The sequence below is a fragment of the Actinomycetospora lutea genome, from assembly GCF_028737205.1.
Taxonomy (GTDB): Bacteria; Actinomycetota; Actinomycetes; order Mycobacteriales; family Pseudonocardiaceae; genus Actinomycetospora; species Actinomycetospora lutea.
The window spans coordinates 80,411-98,533 of sequence record NZ_JAQZAL010000020.1 but is presented as its reverse complement, the minus strand read 5'-3'; the positions used below and the strand labels follow the sequence as shown (position 1 = coordinate 98,533).

Below are 18,123 nucleotides of genomic sequence, written 5' to 3'. Positions count from 1 at the left end.
CGTGCGGGTCGTGCAGGGTGCGGTCGCGACGATCGACGGCCGGGTCCTCCACGGTCACGGGAGGGGGCACGACTACGCTGTGGGCATTGCAGCACCGAGTGAGGAGTCGCTCGCCGTGAGCGACCAGGCCCCCGGCAACGTCGGAGCCCGCAGGCTGATCGGCGCGGCCGGCCTGGGCGTGCTGGTGTCCGGGCTGATCGTCAACGTCTACCTCGCCGTGGTCGCCCGCGCCCTGCCGCCGGCCGAGTACGCGACCTTCGGGTCGTTCTGGGCGCTCGCCCTCGTGCTGGGCTTCGGTGCCTTCCTCCCTCTCGAGCAGGAGCTCGCGCGGCGCCTCCCGCTGCCCGGGGACCGTCGCGCCCTCCTGCGGGCCGCGACGGGAGCCGCCGCCGTCCTCGCCGGCATCGCCCTCGTCGTCCTCGTCGTCGCGCTGCCGATCGTGTCGCGGGCGCTCGAGGACAACCTCTCGGTCCTGCTCGCGCTCGTCGCGCTGTGCGTCGTCTCGGCCGGCCAGTTCCTCGTGCGCGGCACGCTGATCGGCACCGACCGCCTCGTCCGGCACGCCGCGGTCATGGTCCTCGACGCCGTGGTGCGCCTCGGGCTCGCCAGCGCGGTCTTCATCCTGGGCGGCGCGGACGCCGCCGCGTTCTGCTGGGCGCTAGTGGCCGCCATCGCGCTGTCGCACCTGCCCCAGCTCCCCGCGGCCTGGCGCCGGGCCGTGGCCTGGGGCCGGTACTCCGCCGGGACGCCCATGGGCCCCGTCACCACCCGGGGACTGACCCGTGCCGCGCTCCCGCTGCTGGTCGGCTCGGTGTGCGCCCAGCTCCTCCTCAACGGGCTGCCGGTGCTGGTCGTGGCGCAGGCCGCCGACGGGCAGGAGATCGCGGCCGCCGGCGTCTTCGTCGCCGCGTTCACCCTGGCGAAGGCGCCGCTGTCGATGGTGGTGCCGCTGCAGTCGGCCGTCGTCCCGACGCTGACCCGGCTGATCGCCCGCGGACGGCGCCGCGAGGTGCTCGTCCTGCTCGTCAAGGGCGTCGCGGTGCTCGTCGCGGTCGCGGCCGTCGCGGTGCCGCTCGCCTGGTGGCTCGGCCCCGCGATCGTCTCGATCATCTTCGGCGACGACTACGCCATCGGCGGGCTCGACCTCGCGCTCATCATCTGCGGCGTGCTCGCCCACATCGGGCTCGTCGTCGTCACCCAGGTCCACGTGGCCCGCGGCCGGCACGTCGACGTCGCCCTGAGCTGGATGGCCGGCCTGGCCGCCGCCGGGCTGACGTTCTGGCTCGTGCCCGGGGTGATCCTGTCCGGCGAGGTCGCCTTCCTGGTCGGGTCGGTGATCGGCGCCGTCGTGAGCTGCTCGATCCTGGCGTTGTCGCGACGCCGAGCCATCCGGGAGGAACTGTCGTGAGCCTGGAGTACGACGAGGAGTACTACCGCTTCAACGGGCAGGCCGACGACCGGCCGGCGCTGCGGTACTACACCCGGCTCGTCCGCCGCTACGCGGCCGGCGGGCCCTACCTCGACTTCGGGTGCGGCACCGGCCACCTCGTCCGCCGGCTCTCCGCCCTCGGGCCGGCGGCGGGCTTCGAGATCTCGGAGTACTCGGCGCGCACCGCCCGGGCGAACGCCCCCGGGTGCGAGGTCACCACCGACCCCGCCGAGCTCGCCGACGCCTCCTTCGGCGCCCTCACCGCGATCCACGTGCTCGAGCACCTCGAGGACGAGGTGGCGTCGCAGACCCTGACGACCTGGCGGCGCATCCTGCGCCCGGGCGGGCACGCGCTGGTCGTCATGCCCGACCCCGCCGGACGGGGGAGGAAGCTCGCCGGCGAGGCCTGGATGGGCTTCGCCGACCCGACGCACATCAACCTGAAGTCGCACGCGGAGTGGCGGGAGTTCATCACCGCCCGCGGGTTCGTCGTCGAGCGCGAGGGCACCGACGGGCTCTGGGACGTGCCCTACGGCCGGCTGCCGAAGCTGCTCGACGCGGGCCTGCACGCCGTGCCGGCGTTCCTGCAGTTCCTGTCCGGGCGCCTGGTCCTGCGGCCCGGCAGCGGCGAGTCCTCGATCTTCGTGCTGCGCCGGCCCTGAGACCGACCGTCCGCCCACGCTGACCCGGACGCGAACCGGGGGTGCCCCTGCGGCACGCTGGTCCGATGGCGACCGGGGGGTTGACGACCGATCGCGAGCCGTCCGCGGCTCCTGATGTGGGGGAGCATTCCCCGTCGGGGATCCGCCGGCTCGTGCAGGAGTGGCCGGTCGCCTGGGGCGCTCTGCTCGGCGTCGTGCTCTTCGCGGTCGCGCACGACGCGATGCCCGACGACGGACTGATCTCGCTGTCGTTCGCGCGCAACCTGGCCGAGCACGGGCAGTGGGCGTTGACGACGGGGATCGAGTCGAACACCGCGACGTCCCCCTTGAACGTCTGGCTGCTCGCCGGGTTGCACATCCTGACCGGGTACCAGGCCTTCCTGGCCGCGGGCCTCCTGTTGTGCGCCTGTCTCGCGGTGGCCGCCTGGTGGCTCCACCACCTCGGCGGCCCCGTCGCCGCCGTGGTCGGACCGGCGCTGCTGGCGACCTCGCCCGTCCTGACCTCGGCGATCGGCCTCGAACCGTTCCTGTGCTCCGCCGTGATCATCGGTGTGGTCCGCTACGGCAGCGACGCTCGATGGGGTGCGACGGGGCTCCTGACGGGTGCCGCGTTCCTCGCCCGCCCGGACCTCACGATCGCCGCCGTTGCGGCCGTCGTGGTCCTGGCGGTCACCGTGTCCCGGCGACTGGTCCTGGCCCTGCCGCTCGGCGCCGCGGTCGCGTTGCCGTGGGTGCTGTTCTCCTGGCTGCACTTCGGGTCAGCGTGGGCGAACTCGGTCGCGGTGAAGTGGGCGAACGGGTCCTGGGGTGGCTCGACGCTGTTCACGCCCGCCTTCTGGTGGCCGACGTACGGGTGGGCCACGGTCGCCGTCGCCGTGACGTTGGCGGCCGGGCTGGCGGCCCTGGGGATCGCCCTGTGGCGACAGCAGTGGTCAGCTGTCGCGATCGGTGCCGCCGGAGCCGCCCACATCGGCGCCCTCGCCTGCACCGAGACCCCGCCCATCGAGTACTACCTGGCGCCCGCCGTCACCGGGCTCGGGCTGGCGCTGGTGCTGGTCGCCGCCCGGTCGCGGCCCTGGGCGGCGGTGGTGCCCGGCCTGGTGGTGGCCGGGTGCGTGGCCGGCTCGATCGCGCACGGGTCGCTCTGGGTCGAGGGGCTCGCCCCGATGCGGCAGAACTGGGCGACCGACGCCCAGTACGCGGCGATCGCCCGCGACCTGCCCACCGACGGGGTCGTCATGGGCGGGGAGATCGGCGCGCTCGCCTTCTACTGCCAGGACCGGGGCTGCACCGTGGTGGATCCGGTGCTGTCCGACCCCGGCCGCGTCGACCACCTGGTCGCCCGGTGGCGCGCCGCCCACCCGAGCTGGGAGCTCAACTACCTCCACTACGAGGTGCCCCCGCGTACGCCGGTCAGGTATCGCCTCGAGCTCGGCCTCACCGAACCCGGACCCGGCCGCTGGCCCGTCTCGCGGTCGCCCGATCGGCACGAGTGGGCGCGCCTCCTGCCGGAGCCGGACCCGCAGGTCGCGAACTGAGCCCGCCGTGTCGGGTCCCTACGAGTCCGGCCGGATGCGGATCTCGTCGACCGGGGTGGACATCGTCGTGTTGGGCGCAGGCGTCCACCCGGCGACGGTGACGCTGTCCTTCTCGAGGCGGTAGGCGCCGGTGTCCGGGACGTACGGCCGGAGCCGGTAGACCGTCCCCGCCTCGGCGTCGGGGGCGTCGCGCAGGCGGGTGACCAGCCCGACCATCGACGAGTCCCGCGCGCTCTGGGCGAACATCCCGCCCCGGGGGATCTGCCAGATCCCGTCGAGGTCGTAGGCCAGCTCCTGGTCGCCCCACACGACGCCGAGGGTCGAGGGCTCGTTGATGCCGGCGGCCTGGACGGGCTTGCGCTGGCACGGGAACAGGAACGCGTACTGCCAGCTGACGGCCGAGGCCTCGCCGGGCACGGCGTAGTCCTGCAGCGACGTCCAGCGCTGGACCGTCGGGGCGGTGAACGCGAGCCACCCGCCGCGGGCGGTGGAGGTGTCCTCGGCGACGAGACGCATCACGGAGGCCCCGGGCGGCGGGCCGTTGCCCGCCTCGAGCAGGAGGCCGCGCCAGGTCGGGGAGTCGACGGCTCCGCCGTCCGGGTCGACGCCCAGCTCCGCCTCCCCGACGGGGACCAGGCGGTCGCCCTCCGGCCGGGCGTACTCGACGCGCAGGACGTTGCCGCCCCCGGTCCGGCCCGAGACCGACGTGGTCATGGCGGCGTCGGGCCGGTCGGGGATCGCGTACCACGGCGTGGCGAACGAGCCGACCGTCGCGTCGTCGCCGATCGCCGCCGCGGGTCCGGCGGGCGGTGGGGTGAAGCTGCCCCAGGTCGTCGCGCCCGCGACGTCCGGGGGCGGGCTCGCGGGGAACCAGCCGCCCGGGACGAACCCCGAGGGCCCGCCCGGCACGGGGGAGGGCAGCCCGGGCACGGGGCTCATCGGCCGCGCGCCGGCCGGATCCAGGACCTGCATCTGCGACGCGGCGACGCAGTCGCGCCCGAGGGGGTCGCGCACCGCGTCGGCCCAGGGCGACCAGGTGTCCGCCGTGCGCGCGGTGGCCAGGGCGAAGCTCCCGACCAGGTAGACGGTGCTCACGAGCAGCACCGCCGACGCGGTGACCGCTACGGTGAGCACGCCCAGCACCGGGCGCCACTCCGGTGCCCGCCGCCGGACCAGCACGAGCAGCGCGCCCGCGACGACGAGCCCGCCGAGGAGCCACCAGGCCGGCTGCCCGAGGGCCACGAACGCGACCGTCGGCGCCTCGCCGGCGTCCGGCAGCCCGAGCAGCCACGAGTAGGGCCAGGCGTTCGCTCCGTGCCCGGCGAGCCCCGCGACGACCGCCACCACCAGGCCCGCGCCGACCACGACCGGCGGGCGCAGCACCGGGCGCGTCGTGTCGCCGCCGGCGAGGTCGCGCAGCAGCACCGGGGCGCCGACGACCACGAGGGCGAGGACCGCGGCGCCGACCCCCGCGAGCGTGCCGAAGTGGTGGGTCCACTTGCTCGGGGTCAGCAAGAGCAGCGCGAAGCCGAGCAGCAGGGTGGTCCCCGCGAGGGCGGTGCGCGTCGGCAGGGGGCGCCCCCGGCCCCGCAGGTAGGTCGCGAGCAGGCCGAGGACGGCCAGCGCCACGAGCCCGACGAGGACGGGCGCCCGCTTGGCGTAGGCCCCCATCGGGGCGGTGTCGTCGAGCAGGTAGCCCCACCGGACGATCTCGGTGTACCAGCTCTCCTGCGACTGCATGCCGAGGAAGATCTGCTGGGCGCGCAGGAAGTCGCGCAGGGACCCGTCGGCGAACGCCAGGACGCCGACCAGCGCGCCGGGACCGGACACCGCGACCAGGCGCCCGAACGCCCGGCGGCGCGTGCCGTCGCCCCGCAGCCGCCGCCACACCGCGGGCAGGCACGCGAGCAGCGGCGCGAGGGCGACGAAGCCGGTCGGGGCCGCGGTCGCCCCGAACGCGGCGACGCCCACGGAGAGCCCCAGGAGGCTCCACCGGTCGCGCTCGAGACCGACGGCGAGCGCGAGCAGGCTGGCGACGACGCTGGTCGCGACGACGGCCTCGGCCCGCACGCCCATGTCGTAGGGCAGCCACCAGGCCAGGAACGCGATGGCCAGGGCGGCGTGCAGGGCGACGGCCCGGCCGCGGCCCGTGCCGGCGGGCAGGGCCCGCGACACGTACGCGCGCAGGAGGACCCACGTGACGAGGGCCAGGACGAGCGAGGGCACCCGGAGCAGCACGGGACTCAGGCCGATCTCGGTCTGCCACACCGAGAGGACGTAGTAGATCCACGTGAAGGGCGTGAAGCTCTGGTTGTAGAGCTGGTAGTAGTTCGCGACGTAGCCGGTGAACGGCACGTTCGCCGCCATCGCGCTGTAGTAGCCGTCGTCGTCGGTCATCGGCGCGAGGAAGGTCCACAGCACGAGCACCGCGGGCACGACGGCGTCGACCACGCGCGGGCGGGGCACGCGCCGGCGGCCGCCGCCGTGGGCCGGCGACGCGTGGCGGTCGCGCACGACCAGGGCGCCGAGCCCGACGAGCACGGCGAGGACGAGCAGCACGGTCACCGCGGTCTTGACCGGGGTCGGGCTGGTGGCGAACTGGTCGTCGAGGGTGAGCCGCACGGCGAGCCCGGCCGGGGTCCCCGGCGCCGCGGCCGGTACCGACGTCACGAGGGCGTCGACGTCGGGGAGCAGATCGGGGGCGCCACGTCCCACGACGCGCCCGTCGAGCGCGACGGTCAGCCCCCCGTCGACGTCGCCGGTCACGGCGAGGCTGCAGGCGCCGGGGGGCAGTGGGCCGTCGAACAGCGGGACCCCGCGGGAGACGACCGCGAGCCGGTCGTCGCGGGCGGTCACCAGCAGCGCCGAGGCCGGCGTCCCGGTCGACGGCGGCGGCATCGTCGCCAGCACCAGGCCGTCGCCCGCCGCCCGTGCCGCCGTGCAGTCCGCCCGCACGTCGAGGGCGAGCGGGCGCTGGGTCGTCAGGTGGAGGGCCGTCGAGGCCGGCGCCGAGGGGTCCTCGGGCCACGACACCACCGGCTGGTCGACCGTGACCGGCAGGAGCGGCAGGAGGACCGCACAGACCAGCGCCACCGCCGCGGCGGCGAGCGCCACCGGGAGCGGCCACGTCGGCGGAGCGACACCGGCGCCGGGCCTCGTGGCCTCGTCGTCACGGGACCCGGCGGTGTCCGGCGAGGTCCGGGGGGTCGCCGTCACCGGTCGCGCTCTCGTGTCGGTCTGCGGATACCGAACGCTAGCAACTACTGCCCGTGAGAGGTCGCCGCGGTCGACCCCTTTACAGTGGCCGGGCGGATCGGGCGGGCCGCGCGGACACCGAGGGAGGGCGATGGACGACGACCAGCGCAACGACCTCGTGATCGTGCTGACCTACTACGCCCCGTACGTCTCGGGTCTGACGAACGTGGCGCGGGACCTCGCCGAGGGGCTCGCGGCGCGCGGGTGGCGGGTCTGTGTCGTCGCCTCGAAGCACGACCCCGAGCTGCCGACCCACGAGGTCGTGAACGGTGTGCGGGTCGTCCGGGCGCCGGTGCTCGCGCGGGTCGGCAAGGGCACCGTCGGCCTGAACCTCACCCGCCTGGCGCTGCGCGAGATGCGCCGCTCGACGGTGGTGAACCTGCACCTCCCGCTCGTGGAGGCCGGTCTCCTCGCGCGCCTGTCGCCGCGCCCGGTCGTGTCGACCTACCACTGCGACGTGTCGCTGCCCACCGGTGACGGTCCGTTGCTGGTGCGCGCGATCAACGGCCTGCAGCACGGGGCCATCGACCTGTCGAGCCGCGTCGCGCTGCGCCGGTCGGCGGCGTCGGTGGTCAGCAGCGAGGACTACGCGCGGCACAGCCGGATGTGGCCGTCGATCGACGGCACCATGGTCGCCGTGCCGCCGCCGTGCCCGCCGCGGACCGGTGGGCGCCCGACCTTCCGGCGCGGCCCGGGCTTCCACGTGGGCTTCCTGGGGCGCATCGTCGAGGAGAAGGGCGTCGAGCACCTCGTCGACGCCTTCCTCGCGCTCGACGACCCGGACGCCCGGCTGCTCATCGGAGGCGACTTCGAGGGCGTGGCCGGGGGCAGCGTCGTCGAGACGGTGCGGCGCCACATCGGCGACGACCCGCGCATCTCGATGCTGGGCTTCCTGCCGGAGTCCGACGTCGACGACTTCTACGCCTCGCTCGACGCCTTCGCCCTGCCCTCGGTGAACGCGTTCGAGGCGTTCGGCATCGTGCAGGTCGTGGCCATGATGGCCGGGGTGCCGGCCGTGGTCAGCGACCTCCCGGGCGTCCGGACCGTCGTCGAGAACACCGGGTTCGGCGCCGTCGTCGCCCCGCGCGACGTCGCCGGCCTGACCGCCGCGCTGGCGCGCCTGCGCGACGACCCGCCCGACGCCACGACCGGGAGCGCCTCGGCCGCGGCGCTCTACAGCGTCGAGTCCGTGCTCGACGCCTACGAGGCCGTGTTCACCAAGGCCGCGGGTCGATGAGCCCGCACCCCCCACCCCGTCCACAGCCCCGAGGAGGAACCGTGGGAATCGACGAGGTCTCCCGGACCTGGACCCGACTGGGCGCGGAGGACCCGATGTGGGCGGTCCTCACCGACCGCGAGAAGGCGGGCGGGGGCTGGACCACCGACGACTTCCTGGCCACGGGCGCGCGGGAGATCGAGACGCTCCTCGGCCGGCTGGACGCCCTCGGGGCCGCGCCGGCGCGGGGCCGCGCGGTCGACTTCGGCTGCGGGGCGGGCCGCCTCACCCACGGCCTCGCGCTGGCGGGCTTCGCCGAGGTGGTCGGTCTCGACATCTCGCCCACCATGCTCGAGAAGGCCCGCGAGATCGTGACCGCGCCGGCGGCGGACTTCCGCCTCGCCGAGGGGCCGGAGCTCGAGGTCGTCGAGTCGGCGAGCGCCGACCTCGTCTACACCTGCCGGGTGCTCCAGCACATGCCCCCCGAGCTCGCGCACCGCTACGTCCGCGAGTTCTACCGGGTCGCGAAGCCCGGCGGGCTCGTCGTGTTCCAGCTGCCGACCACCCCGGCCGCGACGCCGGCCGGGTTCGCGCTGCGCGCCCTGCCCGCCCCCCTCGCCCGGCGCCTGCGCCGCGGGATGGAGATGCACGGCACCCCGGAGGACCGGGTCCACGAGCTCGTCGCGTCCTGCGGCGCGACGGTGCTGGCCGCCGACCACGACACCAGCGCCGGACCGCGCTGGGACTCGCGGCTCTACGTCACCCGCGCCGCCGCCTGACCTCGTGCCGTGACCGAGCAGCTCGGGCAGGCGCCGCCCCCGACGGTCCCCCTCGCGAGCGCCGGCGCGCGCCGCTCGCCGCTCGCCGACCGTCCGGGCCCGCCGGCGTGGAGCCGCGCCGACCTGCTCCTGGCGCTCGCCCTGTTCGTCCTCGCCGCCGCGTGGTTCCTCTGGCTGACCCGCGGGGCGTCGGCGCAGGGGGTGATCACCGGTGAGGAGGCCTCGATCACCCATCGCGACACGATGGCGCTCGCGATGGGCTGGCAGCCCTCGATGTGGAGCACGAACGCCGGCGGGCAGCTCTTCTACTGGGTCGCGGGGCACCTCGACCCCGACTACGGCCTGCTCTCCGCGCGCAAGTGGAAGGCCGTCGCCACCGCCCTGCTGGCGCCGCTGCTCTACCTGATGGCCCGGCGCCGCCTGGGCACCGGGCGGGCGGGCGGCGTGCTCGCCGGCGGGCTGGGCGTGCTGCTGCCCGGGGTCGCGGTGATGGCGTGGGTCGCGATCGAGACCCCGCTCGACGTCGTGGTCGGTCTCGCGGCCCTGCTCGTCGTCACCTCGCGACGCCGGTGGTGGTGGCTCGGCCCGGTGCTGGCCGGCCTCGCGGTGTCGCTCTACACCGCGGGCCTCGCGACCGCGGTGGCCGTCGTCGCCGTCGCGGTGACACGGGTCCGCGACGTGCGCGCGGTCGTGCCCGCCCTCGCCGGGGCGCTCGGGGGCCTGCTCCTCGTGCTGGCCCCGCTGGCGTGGTGGCGCAACGGCGGCATCGTCGTCACCGGCGGCGGCCGCAGCGGCGCCGACCTCTCCCAGGTCGGCACGCACCTGGACGAGCTCGTGCGCTACACGCTGGCCTCGGGATCGTCGTACTACTACTTCTCCGACCTGCCGGCCCTCGGCGGGCCCGCGATCGCCGTGGCGCTCCTGCTCGCCGCCGGGATCGCGCTGGCGGCCCGCGGTGCCCTGCTCTGGCCCTGGGCGGTGGCGGGGGTGTCCGCGGTCGGTCTCTACGCGGTCTCCAGCGGCGTGCCCGGCACCCGGCGCGTGGTCCTCGCGGTGGCGGTGCTCGGGCTGGCGGCCGCGGTGGGCGTCGACGTCGTGGCGCGGTGGGTGGCCGACCGCGGGCCGCGCGTGGCCCTCGCGCTCCCCGTGGTGCTGCTGATCGCGGTGGCCGTGCCGACCGTGTCGGCGACGGTGAGCTGGCGCGCCGAGCTCGCGTCGGGGGAGCGCGCGCTCCCGATCGACTGGCCCTTCCCGGTCGACCCGCGCGGCGACCAGGCCAGCACCCTCGCCCGCCTCGCCGACGAGCTGCGCGCCGGGCGCCTCGACCCGCGCGCGGTCGGGGACGGGTGGGGCGGGACCCGCACCCTCGCCATGATCTTCATGCTCGACGAGCGCGCCGGCCGGGCCCCCGCACTGACCCCGGACGACGTCGTCGCCTACTACCGGGTCTCGGAGGACTGCCCGCCGCTGGACGGCACCGCCTGCGGCTGACGCGGGGACCGAGCGGCGCGGTCAGGAGCCGCCGCGGAACAGCCGGCGCCAGTTGTCCGACGAGCCCAGCACCGGGGCGGCGGCCCGCCAGCGCTGCGCCGCGGCGGAGCCCTCGCGCGTCAGCCGCCACAGCACCCGGGCGCCGTCCCGGCCGATGGTGCGCAGGGCCTCGGGGTCGCGGCGGCGGATGCGCACGCCGCCCTGGCCCGCGTCCGTCACCGCGACCCGGTCGAACAGCGCGATGTGCCACCAGTCGGCCTCGCCGGCGCCGACGAGCCCCTCGTGGTGGGGGGTGCGGCCCAGCGCCTGCTGCAGCGCCCGCTTCGCCATGACCAGGCGCGTCCGGGTGGGCTCCGGGCCGCTGCGCACGATCGGCATCTGGGTGGGCCCGAGGTCGGGGGCCTCGTCGACGCGGTGGGCGACGGTCTCGCCGTGACCGGAGCGCAGGCCGCGCACCGCCTGCGTCGCGGACGCGCCGCCGTCCTCGGTCACCTCGGGCCCGCGCAGGAAGTCCTCGACGGCCTTGACCAGCGTCGCCGCCAGGCCGTAGTTCATGGCCAGCAGGTAGCGGGCGAGCAGGTCGCCCAGGGTCCGCACGATGCGCGACGTCGGGAAGTCGGTGTGCAGCGCGGCGGTGATCATGGCGTTGCGCAGGTTGAAGTAGCGGTGCCAGTCGTCCCAGTCCTTCCACGGGAAGTCGGCGTGCCACACCCCCGCCCCCGGCAGCGTCACCGTCGGGACCCCGTGCGCCCGGGCGCGGTAGCAGTACTCGACGTCGTCCCACTGGAAGAACAGCGGCAGCGGGTAGCCGGCCCGGCGCACCAGCTCCGCCGGGATCAGGCACGACCACCAGCCGGTGTAGCCCGCGTCGACGCGGCGGTCCTGCACGTTCTTCGTCCCGTCCGGGAAGAAGGTCGTGACGTCGGACTCGCCGACCGCGCCGGGGCTGACGAACCCGTTGGACAGCTCCTCGGGCACCGCGTACTCAGCGCCGGCGAGGACCTGCGTCGGGTGGAGCAGGTTGAGCATCTGCGCGCCGACCACGGTCGGGTGCGCGGTGTAGTGCGCGAAGGCGGCGAGGCGGACGATGACCTCGGGCTCGCACCGGATGTCGTCGTCCATGAAGATCACGTCGTGGGCGTCGTCCCCCCGCGGGCCGCCGGCCTCGACGATCTCGTGGAGCCCGCGGGTGAACCCGCCGGACCCGCCGAGGTTGGGCTGGGTCAGGTAGCGGAACCGGCTCCCGAGCCGGGCGGCGACCTCGGCGTGCCCGGGCCGCGTCTCCACGCGGTCGGTGCCCTGGTCGACGACGAGGACCTGGTGCAGCACGTCCACCGCGTCCTGCTCGCCGGTGAGGGCCTGCAGGGTGGCGACGCAGTCGTCGGCGCGGTTGTGGGTGCAGATGACGACCGAGGTGGCGCGGCGGGTCGTCGGCGCCGGCACCGTCCAGCGCGCCTCGTCCAGCACGAGCTCGTCGTCGGCGGTGGTGACCTCGATCCACAGACCGCCCCCGTCGAGGAAGCGGTCCAGCGGCGCGGCGAGCCGGACGTCCTCGTCGCGGGCGGCCCGGACGGCCACGGTGCGCGGCACGCCGTTGGTGTCCGACGCCCGCAGCGCGATGCGGCCGACCCCGCGGACCCGGGCCTCGTACCGGACCTCGCGCGCGGTCGTCCAGCGCTGCCAGTAGCTCGCGGGGAAGCGGCCGAAGTAGGTGTTGGCGCTCACCCGGCTCCACGCGCCCACCCGCACGGCGCGCCGCGCACGCTCGGCCCGCCCGGTCTCGACCTCGAGGTAGAGATCCTCCGGGAGCTCGGGCGACGGGCCGGCGAACAGCCCGCGCGCGACGACGAGGCGCTCGGCGTCGCCCGGCTCCGGCGTCGGGCGCGGGGCCGATCGTTCGGCGACGTTGGTCATGCGCGCGGGATCCTCCGGGGACGAGGGGGCTGGCGGGTCATCGATCGATCACGGCGGCGATCTGCCGGCCGACGACCGGGGCGAGCGTGGCCGAGAAGCTGGCCGTCAGGTGGTTGCTGTCGAGGTACACCAGGATGTTCCCGATCTCGGGCGGGCACCAGTGCGCGTCGCAGATGCTGTCGCTGAGGTCGAGCACCGTGGTGTTCGGGGGCGGCCCGCCCGCGATCGACAGCTGCGGCCGGTAGATGGCCGACCGGGGGACGAGGCACTCGGGCGCGCCCCGCCCGTAGGTGTCGATGCAGCTCGGGGGCGCGGTGTCGAAGCGGGGGTTGTCCCGGACGGCGAGCACGGGGACCCCGGCGTCACCCAGCCGGCGCCAGGCCTCGACGAACCCCGGCGGGGTCGACTCGGTGAGCCCGAGGCGGACGTTGCGGCTTGCGTCGGCGACCACGAGGGCCGGGCGGGTGCGGGCGACGTGGGCGATCGCGGCCTGGTTGGTGTCGGCGCACCTCCGGTCGGCGACGGTCTCCGAGCCCGTGGAGAACGGGCAGTTGCCCCGGATCAGGGTGGTGACCCGCCACCCGCGCTCGCGCGCGATCGGCGCGACGGCCGGCAGGAACTGCTGCATGTGCGAGTCGCCGACGACGACGATCGTGGGGGCGTTCGGGTCCGGCGCCCCGACGAACGTGCACTCCTCGAGCACCGGGTAGGGCAGCCAGCGGCAGTCGCCGCCGTCCTTGTAGTAGACCCAGTCGTCGGAGGACGACACGGCCGGCGGGAGCAGGGGCGCGTCGGGGGAGCCCTGGTGGACGAACCCCGCCTGCCGGCTGATCGCGCCGGGGTGGTCGGCGTCGCCCGGGGTGCCGTCGGGCTGGGCCCGCACGGTGGTCAGCCCGTGCCACACGAGCACGATGACGACCAGGGGGACGAGCGCGACCGCGGCCAGCCGGTGGTTGCCCCACCGCGAGCCCCGCCCCACGCGCGAGGTGGCGAGCGGGCGCTCGACCAGCGCGCGGGTGCCCGCGGCCAGCGCGATCGACGTGACGATCACCGCGGAGCCGAGCGCCCAGCCCGGCGCGTCCTTGTGGGTCACCTGGAGGGCGAGCAGCAGCACCGGCCAGTGCCACAGGTACAGCGGGAAGCTGATGCTGCCGAGGTACTGCAGCGGCCGCGAGGTCAGGTGCCGGTCGGCGGACAGGGCGTGCCCCGTGCTCCCCGCGACGAGCACCGCGACCGTGCAGAGCACCGGCCAGGCCGCGAGGTAGCCGGGGAACCCGCCCTCGACGTCGAGCGCCACCCCGCACGAGACCAGACCGACGACCCCCGCCCACCCGAGGACGACGCGCAGGACGACGGGGAGGTCGAGGCGGTCGATGACCAGGGCGAGCAGCGCGCCGAGGGTGAACTCCCAGACACGGGTCAGGGAGTGGAAGTACGCCAGCTGCTGGTCGAGCGCCGTGAGCCACACCGAGTAGCCGAACGACAGGGCCGTCGCCGCCGCGAGGACCGCCGTGACCGTGCCCCGCAGGCCGGCGCCCCGGTGGCGGGCCAGGAGCACACCGCCCACGACGAGCACGGGGAACACGAGCGCGAACTGCCCCTGGATGGACAGCGACCAGAAGTGCTGGACGACGCTCGCCGTGTGGTGCGCGGCGTAGTAGTCGACCGAGTCGGCGGCGAGCTTCCAGTTCTCGGTGAAGGTCGCGGACGCCACGACCTCGCGCAGGGTCTGCGCCCACCGGGACTCGGGCAGGAAGAGCAGCGAGGCGACGACCGTGCCGGCCAGGACCACGACGGCCGGGGGGACGAGGCGGCGCAGGGTGCGGCCCCACTGCGCGACCAGGTCGATGTGCCCGCGCTCGGAGGCCCGCAGCAGCTGTCCGACCGCGAGGAAGCCGGTGAGCACGAAGAAGACGTCCACGCCGCCCGAGACGCGGCCGACCCAGACGTGGTAGATCACCACGAGGAGCGACGCCAGGGCCCGCAGCCCCTCGATCTCGGGGCGGAACCGGACCCGGGTGGGGGCGGTCGGCGGCGCCGGTGACGGGGTGGTGGGGAGGCCCGCGGCGGCGGCTCGCGGGGCGCGCGCGGCGTCCCGGTCGGCCGTCGAGGTCACGGCGCCACTCCCCTCGTCGCGTGCCGTCCGTCGATACCGATGGTGCCTGCTCGATCACCGACCGATGCCACGGGGTGCGTCCGGACGCGCTGCCGGTGCGGCGAGGAGCGGCTCGAGCTGCTCCGAGAGGACGGGACCGAGGGTCCGGGTGAAGGTCGCGCTGAGGTGGTTCGCGTCGAAGTTGACGAGGACGTTGCCGACGACCGGGGGGCACGTGGTCGGCGTGCAGAGGTGGTCCGAGGGGTCGAAGAAGGTCACGTTCGGGGGGACGTCGGGCAGGCGCCGGTAGGGCGCCACGGGGCTCAGGAGCAGGTCGCGGGGCACCGCGCACCCCGCCGCCCCGGCGCCCTCGTGCCGCACGCAGTCGACGGGGGAGCGGTCGTAGCGCGGGTTGTCGCGGATGGCCAGGACCCGGATGCCCGCGGCGTCGAGCTCCCGCCAGGCGCGCACGAACCCGGGGGGCGTGGTCTCCGTGGGCCCGATCCGGACGTCGCGCGTCGCGGTGGTCACCACCAGGTCGGGGCGCAGGGCGAGGATCTGGGCCCGCGCCGCGGCGTTCCAGGCGATGCAGCCCGGCGACCCGGGTGCGGTCTCCGAGGCGGTCGAGAAGGGGCAGGCGCCGCGCAGCATCCGGACGACCTGCCAGTGGCGCTCGGCGGCGAGCGCGTCCAGGGCGCCGGAGTACTGCTGGGCGTGGGAGTCGCCGACGACGACGATGCGCCGGACCGGGGGCCAGGGCGTCTCCTCGCCGCACACGAGCAGCGGGGGTCCGGGGTCGGCGACCCGGCACTCCTGCGGGGCCGGGAACGGCACCCAGTCCTCGGGGTGCTCGAGCGCGGGCGCGATCGCGGCGGGGCGCACTGGGACCCGCGGGCCGCCACGGTGGGCGAGCGCTCCGGGGTGGCCGGGGTCGGGGACGGGCAGGCGCTCGAGGCGGACCTCGGCCGCGGCGTCACGGCCCGGAACGGTCGTGAACGGCCCGCTGCGCGGGGGGCCCACCGACGCGGCGAGGAGCACGGCGAGGACGCCGAGCAGCAGCACCAGGCGGCCCCGGGGTCGCCGCGGGCGGGGGACGGCGACGTCCGACGCCGGGTCCGGCTCCGGGGTCGCCGGGACCCGGCCCGGCAGCGTCAGCGTCAGCGTCACCGGACCATGCAAGCGGAGAGGGCCGACGGGGTCGACGCCGTCGCGGGCGCCGGTCGGTGCGTGGAGCCGGACGGGACGCTAGGGACGCGACACCCGGTGCTCCGCCGGCGCGGCCGCCCGACCGTGCCGCCCGGCCGCCCGGCGCCGGGTCGCCGCGAGCGCCATGGCCGTGTGCCCGATCCCGAGCATGACCATGGTGGCGACGCCGACGGGCCAGTAGATGTGGCTGGTGAGGAACGACCAGGCGCCGACGACCGCGAACAGGGCCCCGGTCGCCGCGAGCACCCGCCACACGCCCGGCGCCGCGACCAGCGCGAGCACCGCGGCGAGCACGGTCGCGGCGAGGTAGGCGTAGGCGCCGCGGACGCCGAGCGCGTCGGCGATCTCGAACAGCGCCGCGACCCACGGACCGGGGCCGACGCGCATCGTCTCGTGGCCGCCGCCGATGCCGGCGAGGGCGTCGAGCGCGCCGTAGAAGGCGGCGTAGACGAGCCCGAGCACGACGGCGAGCCCCTCGAGCACCCATCCCACCGGGCCGGCGGGCTTCGACACCCGCACCACCGCCCAGGGCCCGAGGGCGAGGAGCGGGAAGAGCACGAGCCCGATGACGTGCAGGTCGCGCCACCAGGACGCTGACTCCGGGCTGAGCACCGCGGGGTGGGAGCTGCCAAGGACGGCGAGGGCCAGGGCCGGCAGGGCGGTGGCCAGGACGGCCGTGGTCGAGCGCATCCGCGGGATCCTGGCAAACGGAGCATGGTGCGCGTGTGCGGCGCGTGATCTCCACTCCCTGTCACCATCGAGACCGGCAATTCGACCACTCCTCGCCCGATCGGGTGGCCTCGTCGAGATCTTGTCGCGTTCCGTGGTCGGCAAGTGCTGCACTGACCGGGTGACAGCGGTCGACCGGGCGCCGAGGTGACGCTCCTCGCGGGCGCGCTCGCGGTCCTGGCTGCCCTGCTCTTCGCGATCGCCTCCGTCGCCCAGCGCGGCGCCGCCGCGGACGTCCCCGACGACGAGGCGCGCGGCGGCCGCCTGATCCTGCGCCTGGTCCGCTCCCCGCGCTGGTGGGCGGGCACGGTGGGCGACACCGGCGGCTTCGTCGTCCAGGCCGCGGCGCTCGGGGTGGGCTCGCTGCTGCTCGTCCAGCCGCTGCTCGTCACCACCGTGCTGTTCGCGCTCCCGCTCGAGGCGCGACTCACCGGCCGGCGCATCGGCCGCAGCGAGGTGCGGTGGGCCCTGGTGCTCGTCGCGGCCCTGGCCCTGTTCGTCGTCATCGGCGAGCCCACCGCGGGCGAGGACCGTGCCCCGCTGCGCCACTGGCTGCCCGCGCTGGTGGTCCTGCTCATCCTGCTCGCCGGCTGCGTGCTGCTGGCCGGGCGCAAGCGGGGTCCGCGCCGCGCGGCGTTGCTCGCCGTGGCCACCGGCCTCGCCTACGGCCTGGTCGCCGCGCTGACCAAGTCGGTCGTCGACGCGCTGGGCGACGGCCCCGTCGAGCTCCTGACCTCCTGGGAGACCTGGGCGCTGGTCGTCGCCGTGCTCGGCGGCACGCTGCTGCAGCAGGCGGCGTTCGGCGCCGGCCCGCTCGCGGCGTCGCTGCCCGCGGTGACGGTGGGCGAGCCGATCGTCGCCGCCGTGCTCGGCGTGGTCGTGCTCGTCGAGCAGGTCCGCGCCGACGGGGCCGAGTGGGTCCTCATCGCCCTGCTCGTGGTGCTCATGGTCGCGGCCACCGCGGCCCTCTCCCGTTCGTCGGCCGCGTCCGCGCCGACGTCGGACTCCGCCGATCGTGAGGTGTCGACCCCGTGACCGTTGACCTGTCGCTCGACATCGAGGCCCGGGCCGGCGCCGCGTGGATGCTGGGCTCGTTCGTCGTCGTCTTCCTCGCGACGCGGGTGATCGTCCGGATGATCCGCGCCGGGAAGGGGCCGTTCCGCAACCAGGCCGTGGGCGGGGTCCACCTGCACCACCTGGTGCACGGCATCTTCCTCATGCTGCTCGCGGGCGTCGGCGAGTTCACCTACCAGCCCGACCCGCCCTGGCTCTACGTGCTGGCCGCCGCGTTCGGGGCGGGCGCGGCGCTCACCCTCGACGAGTTCGCGCTCTGGCTGCACCTCTCCGACGTGTACTGGGAGCGCGAGGGCCGCGTCTCGGTCGACGCCGTCATGGTCGTGGGGGCGCTGATGGCCCTGCTCGTGGTCGGGGCCAACCCGTTCGACTCCACCGCCAACGACGGTGTCGTGGCGCTGGTCGCGACCATCGTCGTCAACGGCCTGATCGCCGTCATCGCCCTGTTCAAGGGCCGGCCGCTGCTCGGCCTGCTCGGGTTGCTCGTGCCCCTGGTGGCCCTGTTCGGCGCCGTGCGCCTGGCCCGCCCGACCTCGCCCTGGGCGCGCTGGCGCTACCCCGAGGGCTCGAAGAAGGCCGCCCGCAGCCGGCGCCGGTTCCCCGAGCGGGAGCGGCGGCGGTGGGACGCGGTCGTGGAGGCGATCGCGGGCCGGCCCAACCAGGACGAGCCCACCCCGGCGCTCGAGACCCCCGACCACGACGTCGCGCCGCGAGAGCAGGAGGGAGCACGCTGAC

13 protein-coding genes are annotated in these 18,123 nt (G+C 75.7%); 8 read left to right on the top strand and 5 right to left on the bottom strand.

Going from position 1 to position 18,123, the window contains the following annotated elements; translation table 11 throughout:
* The first annotated feature begins 115 nt into the window (after positions 1–115).
* From PHK61_RS21345 to PHK61_RS21335, 3 genes are all read left to right on the top strand, one after another.
* A complete protein-coding gene (locus PHK61_RS21345) occupies positions 116–1,408 on the top strand; it encodes a lipopolysaccharide biosynthesis protein (RefSeq protein ID WP_274283035.1) in 1,293 nt (430 codons plus the stop codon).
* Positions 1,405–2,091: a class I SAM-dependent methyltransferase gene (locus PHK61_RS21340; RefSeq protein WP_274283034.1), complete on the top strand. Its 687-nt coding sequence runs from the start codon at positions 1,405–1,407 to the stop codon at positions 2,089–2,091. The genes PHK61_RS21345 and PHK61_RS21340 overlap by 4 nt, the downstream gene beginning before the upstream one ends.
* Before the next feature lie 152 nt (positions 2,092–2,243).
* Positions 2,244–3,629, top strand: coding sequence for a hypothetical protein (locus PHK61_RS21335; RefSeq protein WP_274283033.1), 1,386 nt, complete (start codon positions 2,244–2,246; stop codon positions 3,627–3,629).
* A gap of 18 nt (positions 3,630–3,647) precedes the next feature.
* Here PHK61_RS21335 and PHK61_RS21330 read toward each other — a convergent pair whose 3' ends face one another.
* Entirely contained in the window at positions 3,648–6,845 is a 3,198-nt protein-coding gene (locus PHK61_RS21330; RefSeq protein ID WP_274283032.1) for an arabinosyltransferase domain-containing protein, read from the bottom strand.
* Between the two features lie 130 nt (positions 6,846–6,975).
* On the opposite strand from PHK61_RS21330, the gene PHK61_RS21325 reads away from it, so the two are divergent.
* From PHK61_RS21325 to PHK61_RS21315, 3 genes are read left to right on the top strand one after another with little or no spacing between them, the layout of a single operon-like run.
* Complete coding sequence (locus PHK61_RS21325; protein WP_274283031.1) at positions 6,976–8,121, top strand: glycosyltransferase family 4 protein; 1,146 nt, start codon at positions 6,976–6,978, stop codon at positions 8,119–8,121.
* Positions 8,122–8,162: 41 nt separating this feature from the next.
* Entirely contained in the window at positions 8,163–8,879 is a 717-nt protein-coding gene (locus PHK61_RS21320; protein ID WP_274283030.1) for a class I SAM-dependent methyltransferase, read from the top strand.
* A gap of 9 nt (positions 8,880–8,888) precedes the next feature.
* Positions 8,889–10,370 carry a hypothetical protein gene (locus PHK61_RS21315; RefSeq protein WP_274283029.1) on the top strand — a complete coding sequence of 494 codons (1,482 nt, stop codon included), beginning with the start codon at positions 8,889–8,891 and terminating at the stop codon, positions 10,368–10,370.
* 21 nt (positions 10,371–10,391) lie between these two features.
* On the opposite strand, the gene PHK61_RS21310 is transcribed toward PHK61_RS21315, so the two are convergent.
* The 4 genes from PHK61_RS21310 to PHK61_RS21295 form a co-directional block, all read right to left on the bottom strand.
* On the bottom strand, positions 10,392–12,284 hold the full coding sequence (locus tag PHK61_RS21310; RefSeq protein ID WP_274283028.1) for a glycosyltransferase: 1,893 nt from the start codon (positions 12,282–12,284) through the stop codon (positions 10,392–10,394).
* 37 nt (positions 12,285–12,321) lie between these two features.
* On the bottom strand, positions 12,322–14,400 hold the full coding sequence (locus PHK61_RS21305; protein ID WP_274283027.1) for an acyltransferase family protein: 2,079 nt from the start codon (positions 14,398–14,400) through the stop codon (positions 12,322–12,324).
* A gap of 54 nt (positions 14,401–14,454) precedes the next feature.
* Positions 14,455–15,546, bottom strand: a complete 1,092-nt coding sequence (locus PHK61_RS21300; protein ID WP_274283026.1) for an SGNH hydrolase domain-containing protein — start codon at positions 15,544–15,546, stop codon at positions 14,455–14,457.
* 78 nt (positions 15,547–15,624) lie between these two features.
* Positions 15,625–16,275, bottom strand: a complete 651-nt coding sequence (locus tag PHK61_RS21295; protein WP_274283025.1) for a hypothetical protein — start codon at positions 16,273–16,275, stop codon at positions 15,625–15,627.
* A 186-nt stretch (positions 16,276–16,461) separates the two neighbouring features.
* Between PHK61_RS21295 and PHK61_RS21290 the strand changes: the two genes are divergently transcribed.
* Complete coding sequence (locus PHK61_RS21290; protein ID WP_274283024.1) at positions 16,462–17,349, top strand: DMT family transporter; 888 nt, start codon at positions 16,462–16,464, stop codon at positions 17,347–17,349.
* Positions 17,346–18,122: a hypothetical protein gene (locus tag PHK61_RS21285; protein ID WP_274283023.1), complete on the top strand. Its 777-nt coding sequence runs from the start codon at positions 17,346–17,348 to the stop codon at positions 18,120–18,122. Before PHK61_RS21290 ends, PHK61_RS21285 begins: the two co-directional genes overlap by 4 nt.
* Position 18,123: the final 1 nt, after the last annotated feature.